The sequence below is a fragment of the Proteiniclasticum sp. C24MP genome (assembly GCF_043951855.1).
Taxonomy (GTDB): Bacteria; Bacillota; Clostridia; order Clostridiales; family Clostridiaceae; genus Proteiniclasticum.
Map to the genome: position 1 here is coordinate 607,001 of NZ_JBINJW010000001.1, position 7,862 is coordinate 614,862.

Here is a 7,862-nt window from a genome sequence, read left to right on the forward strand (position 1 = left end):
AGAAAACACCCGTTTCTTTCATAAACGCTTTTGGATCCATATTCTGAAATACACGTCATATAGCTACATTTCACTTGTAAACCAACTGTTTTCAGCTGTTTCGCGGATTTCGACGATGCAGATGACCACGAGACGAAGATTTCCTCATCTATAGCACACGCTTCATCTCCACACCGCTCAGATCAGCAACCGGCTCCTTCATATTTCACATTTTCCGAAACCGCTTTCCTTTCTTTATCCGATGACGAATGTGGTGATGGAGTTGTCCGGCAGATTGATGTTCAACCCTTCTCCATCTACCATCAGAGAAAGTTCAGCGATGAACCCTTCATTCTGCGCAACCACCACAATCTCGCCATCAGGGTTTCGAAATGCCACTGCATGGACATCTTCCTTGGTCACACTGAGTTCCAGTCTTCTGGCTCCCACAGCAATGTATTTCGAAAAATGCCCGATATAATAATAGGAATTGTTGTAGATGAGCTTTTCCGTATTCCTGTCATACATGACCGGCGCTTCACAGTAGTTATAGACATGATTGGGCCCTCCGATTTCATTCAGGACCAGGTTCCAGTCAATCCACCCTCTGCTCCAGTTGTTGAAGTCACCGATGATATTGCGGCCGTATCGTTCCCCGTTGGACCATGAGCCGAGATACCCGTTATGCACCGCATTCTCAGATGTGGTTGTCAGTTCCACGCAGCCTTCCGTAAACAGAATATGTTTATCCGGAAACATATTATGGAGTGCAGTAAGATTTTCGAAAGCTTCGCTCACATACCAGTGATTCCCAACTCCCCATACATACTGGGCAGCCTCCTGATCCGACAGCACAACCGCTCCTCGCTCCACAAGAACATCCCTGTTGTGATCCCAGACAATGATCTTCGTGTCAGGATGGGATGATCTTAAAACAGGACCCAGATGATGCTTCACAAAATCACGTTCCTCTTCCGCTGTATAAATACAGGAGTCCCAGGTCTGGGTGGCTAGAGGCTCGTTCTGTACACTGACGGCCCAGATGTCGATACCACGCTTCTTCATTTCATCAATGTATCGGGCATAATATCTGGCCCAGGTTTTGGTAAACTGCGGAAGAAGCTTTCCTCCATAATTCATTTCTCCGGTATCCTTCATGTACCCTGGGGGACTCCAGGGAGAAGCCAGCAGTTTCAGCGGTCCTTCCGCATGCTTCATGGCATCCCTGATCATGGGAACAACCCATCTGTCTTCTCTTGAAACGTCAAAGGTGCTCAGATCCTGATCCCCTTCCTCCACATAGGTATAGTTCTCCAGAGAGAAATCACTGGAGTTCATATGCACTCTTCCCAGGACATATCCAAGTCCTTCCGATTTGGAGAAATAGGCACGCAGTGCTTCCTCTCTCACCTTTTCAGGTGCTTCTGACAGAGTGAAGGCAGCCGATTCCGTAAACGCACCTCCAAAGCCCATGAATTCCTGATATTCCATCTGACTGTTCACCGCAATGACGGGTCTTCTCGGATCATAATGACCCGTTTCTCTTTCGGGCAGAGTTTTCCAGAATTTCAGATCTCTCTTTTCCGACCTAATCGCTTTAACTTTCATAGTTTTCCTCCTTCAACTTATATATCATGATGATCTGTTTCACCTGGCGGTCTCTCACTTTCTTCGCCAGATCCCCACAGATGCACTCATACCGTTTGCCATCCACCCTATAGTGATCGATGCGTACCTGCTCCGAATAGGTGGGTAGTCCAGTGTCATTCTCAATAATGAATTCTATCTGAGATAAAAGCGTTGTCTTCACATGTCCATCAGCAAAAAAGTCTGCACCGAGGATCGGCTCCGGCGAAAAACATAATTCATCCGTATAGGTAAACAATGATTTCCCGAACATCATATACTGCCAGATACTGAGCATTTCAGCTGTGGATCCGCTGAGCCTGGCTACAAATCCCTGTCCATGCAGTTTGCTGTTGGGATTCAGACTGCTGGCGATGAAACTTGAATTTTCCAGCGTGGATCGCCCATACACCTGAGGATCCATGAAACAGACCAGGTTCGTCTTGATTTCCTCGTAGAACAGATCAGGAAGCCCGCCTTTCAAAAGTCCCAGAAGATATTTGTAGGTCATGTGAAGGAAGTTGCTCTCCCTTTCCAGCCATCCTGGCGTGAAGGCTCTGATTCTGCCGGTCTCATAGCTCATATCTTCCAGCGATGCGCTGGTTCTGTAGGTTTTCAGAACCGGATCATACATACCTGAACTTCTTATGTGGTGATACAGCGCTCTGTTCTCCTCTTCCGTTCCGATCTTATAGAATCTTGCAGGACCTTCCAGGAAGAACGGAAGCTTCTCCAGTCCAAATCCTTTGACACGAACCCTCTGCAGTCCGTAAGGTGTTCTTCCTTCCAGCACTTCATAATCAGTGACCTTATAACTGAGATAGGTGGGAAGCACTCCCTCATGGAGGGACTTCGCCCGGTTGATTCCATCCATAAGAATCTCCTCCAGCCTTTCCAGAAACAGGGAAGCTTCCTTCGCATCCACAAGAACTTCATTTCCATCCATTTCCGCTCTGATCTTTTCCCTGAACGCCTCTCGTAGAGAAGTCATCTCATCCCATCTTTCAAACAGCGGTAACTCCCTGGAAAGCACCTCACTGATCCCTCTGTAGAGTTGATGACTGACATCAAGAAGACGCACAGGTCTTATCAGATTCCCCCTCAGGAACCTGACCACCCTCACCAGTTCCACGGTCTCGCTCATCCCTGAACCGAATACGCCCGGAAGGCCGTTCATGGCATCATTCCACCCGGGTCTGTCCGCTTCCATTTCCACGCCCATACCGACAGGATCCAGTGTCGTGAACTTGATCATCACATGATGCAGGAGCTTCTGTGCGAGACTTGCCTTGTAGATCTCTCCCTCGACGCGCTTCCAGCTAGACTGCTCGAAGCGGCTAGAATGCTCCTCCTCCTCTATGGCGCCATACTGTCTGATGGTCCCCTTTTCCGTTCGCCCGTATTTTTCGCGTCTGGGCAGAACATGGACCGGACTTTCAAAATACTGATAGGTTTCATCTTCAAAAAGCAGTTCCTCTATCCGGTCGGGATAGACGCTCACATAGCTTTCAATGAGATCGAAATTGTATGTCCAGTGATCGGACCAGTACCCTTCCCCATATACAGCCTCGATGTGCTGCTCCGCTTCTTCCAGAAGACGGGCAATGAACTCCTCTTCGCCGATGCCAAGCCTGATCTCCTCCAGAAGAATCTTCATGGCGATGCCTCCAGGTGTGAATTTACCGGAAAGCACCTCTCGCAGTTTCTCCTGCCCTTCGAGGACATATTTTTCCATCAGCTTATCCGCCGCAGATGCTTCTATCGTGAACGTGGTACCCTGAACACCTAATGGATTGTAGCCGTCCAGCTGCAGAAGATTCATGAACATCTTCACATTGAACAGACCAGATTCCGGCGTAAAAAGCACATCACTGCGTCTGTTCTGATTCACATCCCTGAAGTTTCCATTCCCCTGAGAATAGAACTCAGGCGCCAGGGAGAAGAAGTTGTAATCCCGTTCAGGATCGCCATGCTTTCTCGAAAACACGTGATAAACCTTTCTTTGGTCCCCCTCTCCGAAAACCAGAGGAAAACCGCCTCGTAAGGTGTTATCCAGGAAATTCTGCTTCAGATAGGCATCAAAGACAGGATACCCTGATTCCGTGTGGATCACCCTCACAAGTTCATCGATGACTTCATCCGCTTCTTCTCGTTTACGGGAAATGTACGCTCTTTTCGTAAACTCCACTGCTTTCTCGTTGATGATTTCCACATCGGAAACACTTCCGATGATGGTATGGATGTGGAGATGCTCCCCACGTTCAAGCTCTTTCGATACCGGAGTGAACCCGCAGGGCACTTTATTGACCAGCACCTGATGATCCAGATCTATTTCCTTCAGGTTATGGCTCTGCATCGCTACAGGAACCGTCAGGGAAGTGTCATAGCCGAAAATCTTCTCCAGATCCACAATCGGTCTGACCAGCTGCCCGTCCTCCACAAAAGAAAGGTAGAAATGCCCTTTCTGAACCATGGATATCTCAGCATCATCTCCACTGGAAGCCCTGAATTTATAGAACGGAATATGATTGTCCATATTTTCCACACCCATCCAGGAGACCATGAGATTCGACATGTTCTTATAGGTTTCGTTGGTGGTGCCAGAGGGAAGAATATTCGCAATCCCGTCCACAACTTCAAGAGATCTTGTCTCCCCGTCATTCACGATCTCCACATTTCTGATAAGACCCGCCACCGGTTCGTTTGTGAGACCGAAATAAGTGACTCTGTAAGTGATCTTTCGGGTTTCATTGATTTCTTCTATGGTGAAATGCCCTTGCGATATGAACATGTTTCTCTTCACCACATCACGACTGCCGACAGCGAAAGGTTCGTAGACTTCACCATTCACCTTGACGAAACTGCGAAATCCGTATCGGTCCACATACTGATAACTTGTGTTTGCAGGAAAAAATTCCTGGATCGGTTCGTTTTTGTCTCGTAAACCGAAACTGGTTATGCCCTGCCCCCGATTTGCGTAAAACACCCATAAGGGTATTCCACGGATTCCTGCAATCCCCGGAAGAAAACTGGAAAAGGGTTTCCCTTTGTCATAATTTTCTATGACAAATTCATTGTTTTTATAATAATATCGCATAGTTCCTCCTGCTGAATATCGATTTAAGAAACCCGATTTCGCTTCCACTGTAGATGTTTTCCTGATAGCGCTAATTTACGAAATCGGTTTCGCTTAGTCTATGATATCACAGGAATTCAATTAATCAAATAAAAGATTCTGTGAAATTATCCAGCAGTTTTAGCATCTTTCCCGATTATTCCTTTATACGCAAAGAAGAGACCTGAAGCATTATTTCAGATCTCTTCTCCTATACTGGGCTTCCAGCCTTATTTTGTTGATTCCCGTATGACCAGTTCAACCGGCACTCGTTTCACGATGCCAGGAGTACTTTCGATCTCATGATTGATGAGGGCAATCAGATGTTTCGCCGCTTCTCTGCCTATCTTCACCTTGTCCTGAGAAATTGTAGTGAGCGCAGGCGAGGTGTATTTCGTCAGCTCGATGTTGTCGAATCCTACAACACAGACATCTTCAGGTACTTTGTACCCCAGCTCCTTCAGACCTCTTATGGCGCCAAGGGCGATATCGTCACTGGCCGCATAAATGGCATCCGGGATGCCTCCATACTGGCTGACCAGCTGATACAAAGCATTCTTTCCGCTGTTGAAATCATAATTGTTGGCTTCAATAATCAGCTTCTCTTCGATTTCTACACCCGCTTTATCAAGCACATCTTTGTAGGCATCAATACGTTCCTGGGCCGCAAAGGATCTCATGGGGCCTGCAATATGAGCAATCTTCTTCGCACCCTTCAATCTCAGATAGTTCAGAACCATCCTTGTTCCCTGGTAGTTGTCTGAAATGATCGTAGGCACATTCAGGACACCATTATCCACTGTAACGATGGGAATTCCGCTTTCTGTAAGTTCCTTCAGATTGACATCATCCACATCAACCGTCACGATGAACACACCATCCACATTCTTGTATTTGCACCATTCCAGATAACTCAGTGCCTGATGACCCACTTTTTTCGAAACGAATGTCACTTCATACCCCAGGTCCTCCACATAAGTCTTGAAGGCTTCCAGCACTCCACCGAAAAAGTGATGCTCCAGACCAATATTCAGATCTTCGCTGAAGAGGATTCCTATGGACCAGCTGTTTTTTGTAGCAAGCTGTCTCGCGTTTGAGTTCGGAACATATCCCATGAGCTTTGCAATCGCTATGATCTCTTCTTTTCGCTTCTTGCTGATCGTCGAGGAATTGTTGAGTGCTTTGGAAACTGTACTGGATGAACATCCAGCCTTTTTCGCAATGTCGTAAATCGTCACCATTCTTCTATCTCCCTGTATTGAGTAAAATCCAATTCTATATAAACTGTTCTGATTTTCAGAAACAGTTTCAGATTTTTTGTCTTCTTAGCAATTCTACACCACAATTCACATTTCTTCAATCATCCCAATCTATTCCGCTCTTCAAATTTTCCGAAGCCGCTACGCTTCAGCTATAAAAAGGATGCAGCCTGACTCAACCTGCCGCATCCTTTGATTCCTTAAATTTCCTTGCCGCAGCTTTTGCAGTACCGCGCGTCTTCTTCGTTCAGTTCTCTGCAGTGTCTGCATCGGACTCTGATTTCAGTCTTCTCTTCCTCGGATTTCTTCAGCACATCCACTTCCTTCAGCGCATCACTGATCATGCCGCCTGCTGCTGAAGTGTATGGGTTCAGATCCTCTCTGGCTTTTTCGGGATCAAGCAGCAGACCCGACCCCGCTGCACCTTTCGCCCCGAGATTCATGACGAAGTTCCCGGCTCCGATGAGTATGAAACCGATGAATCCGTTCTTCATGAATCCGAAGTCCGGCTCCATGCTATCGTTGCCGCTGATACCCATGAAGGCATAGTAGAAAACGGATAAGAACAGCACCACCCCAATGGCGGTCATGGCCATTCCAACATAGTACAGGCCTTTTCTTTCACCTGAAATTTTTCTTGGATCTTTTCTGTCCATTAGGATTTCCTCCATCAGAATTTCTATTTTTCCATTTCCATTTCTTTCAGAACTTCCTTATAGGCTCTCATGAACCCTATGTTGTTCTCCATAGTGGAAATGGTGACACGGATATGTCCCGGAATGCCCAAGAAGCCTCCTGGCCTTATGATATACCCCTTTTTCATGAGTCTCCTGAAGATCTCCATATCATCCTTCTTCGTATCCCACAGAACGAAGTTCGTATCGGATACCACATAAGGCAGTCCCATCTCTTCCAGTTCTCTGTAGAAGTAGTGCTTTCCTTCTGTATTCTTTTCAATGACTTGTCTCAGAAACGCCTGATCTTTAAGGGCAGCCACCGCCGCTTCCTGAGCAAACAGATTGACATCGAATGGGTCCACCACACGATAGAAGTAGCCCACAAGTTCCGGGTCCGCAAAGCCGTACCCTACTCGAAGGCTGGCCATGCCGTAAGCCTTGGAGAAAGTTCTCAGCACAACGAGATTCTTATACGCATCCAGATAATCCAGCGCATCGAAATAGTCTTCTCTTGTGACATATTCCCGGTAAGCCTCATCCATGATGACAATGATGTCACTACTCACTTTGGCGATGAACGCTTCAAAGTCCTCCTTTCCGAAAGAGGATCCGGTAGGGTTGTTCGGATTGCAGAGGTAGATGATCTTGGTCTTCTCCGTGATGGCTTCTTCCATGGCATCCAGATCAAGAACCAGTTTCTCCATATCCGTCTTCACCACTTTTGCGCCCATGAGCTTTGCATTGTCCTCATATCTCGAGAAGGAATGCTCTCCCATGATGATTTCGTCCCCACTGCTCAGCATGGTGGAAGAGATGACCTTGATGAGAGAATCTGAACCTCCGCCTACAAAGATCTCATCCATGGATCTTCCGGACATCTGAGACAGTTCATTTCTCAGCCCGAAGGACCCTGAATCCGGATAAAGGCTTACATCCTCATAGGTGCGCAGAATGGCTTCCTTCACCATAGGGCTGGCCCCCATGGGATTTTCATTGGATGCCATTTTCACCACGGCCTCAATACCCAGCTCTCTCTTCACTTCAGATATGGGTTTCCCCGCCACATATCTCTTCATATTCTTTATTTCTTCACGTATTCTGTAGTTCATGTTTTCCCCCTTTATGAAATCGTATACTATGATGATACCCCATGCACATGGGCCAATCAAGGAAATACTTTCAGGAAGCAGTACAGAAATCAGGCAA

General features: G+C 46.9%; 5 protein-coding genes. All 5 read right to left on the reverse strand.

The features are described from left to right. Nucleotides 1-234: 234 nt before the first annotated feature. Nucleotides 235-1,587, reverse strand: a complete 1,353-nt coding sequence (locus ACHAL6_RS03035) for a glycoside hydrolase family 30 beta sandwich domain-containing protein (RefSeq protein WP_395268773.1) — start codon at nucleotides 1,585-1,587, stop codon at nucleotides 235-237. Beyond that, nucleotides 1,577-4,702: a cellobiose phosphorylase gene (locus ACHAL6_RS03040; protein WP_395268774.1), complete on the reverse strand. Its 3,126-nt coding sequence runs from the start codon at nucleotides 4,700-4,702 to the stop codon at nucleotides 1,577-1,579. The genes ACHAL6_RS03035 and ACHAL6_RS03040 overlap by 11 nt, the downstream gene beginning before the upstream one ends. A 248-nt stretch (nucleotides 4,703-4,950) precedes the next feature. Next, nucleotides 4,951-5,961, reverse strand: coding sequence for a LacI family DNA-binding transcriptional regulator (locus tag ACHAL6_RS03045; protein WP_395268775.1), 1,011 nt, complete (start codon nucleotides 5,959-5,961; stop codon nucleotides 4,951-4,953). 218 nt (nucleotides 5,962-6,179) lie between these two features. Further along, complete coding sequence (locus ACHAL6_RS03050) at nucleotides 6,180-6,635, reverse strand: hypothetical protein (RefSeq protein WP_395268776.1); 456 nt, start codon at nucleotides 6,633-6,635, stop codon at nucleotides 6,180-6,182. A 23-nt stretch (nucleotides 6,636-6,658) separates the two neighbouring features. Continuing rightward, nucleotides 6,659-7,765, reverse strand: a complete 1,107-nt coding sequence (hisC, locus tag ACHAL6_RS03055) for a histidinol-phosphate transaminase (RefSeq protein ID WP_395268777.1) — start codon at nucleotides 7,763-7,765, stop codon at nucleotides 6,659-6,661. Nucleotides 7,766-7,862: the final 97 nt, after the last annotated feature.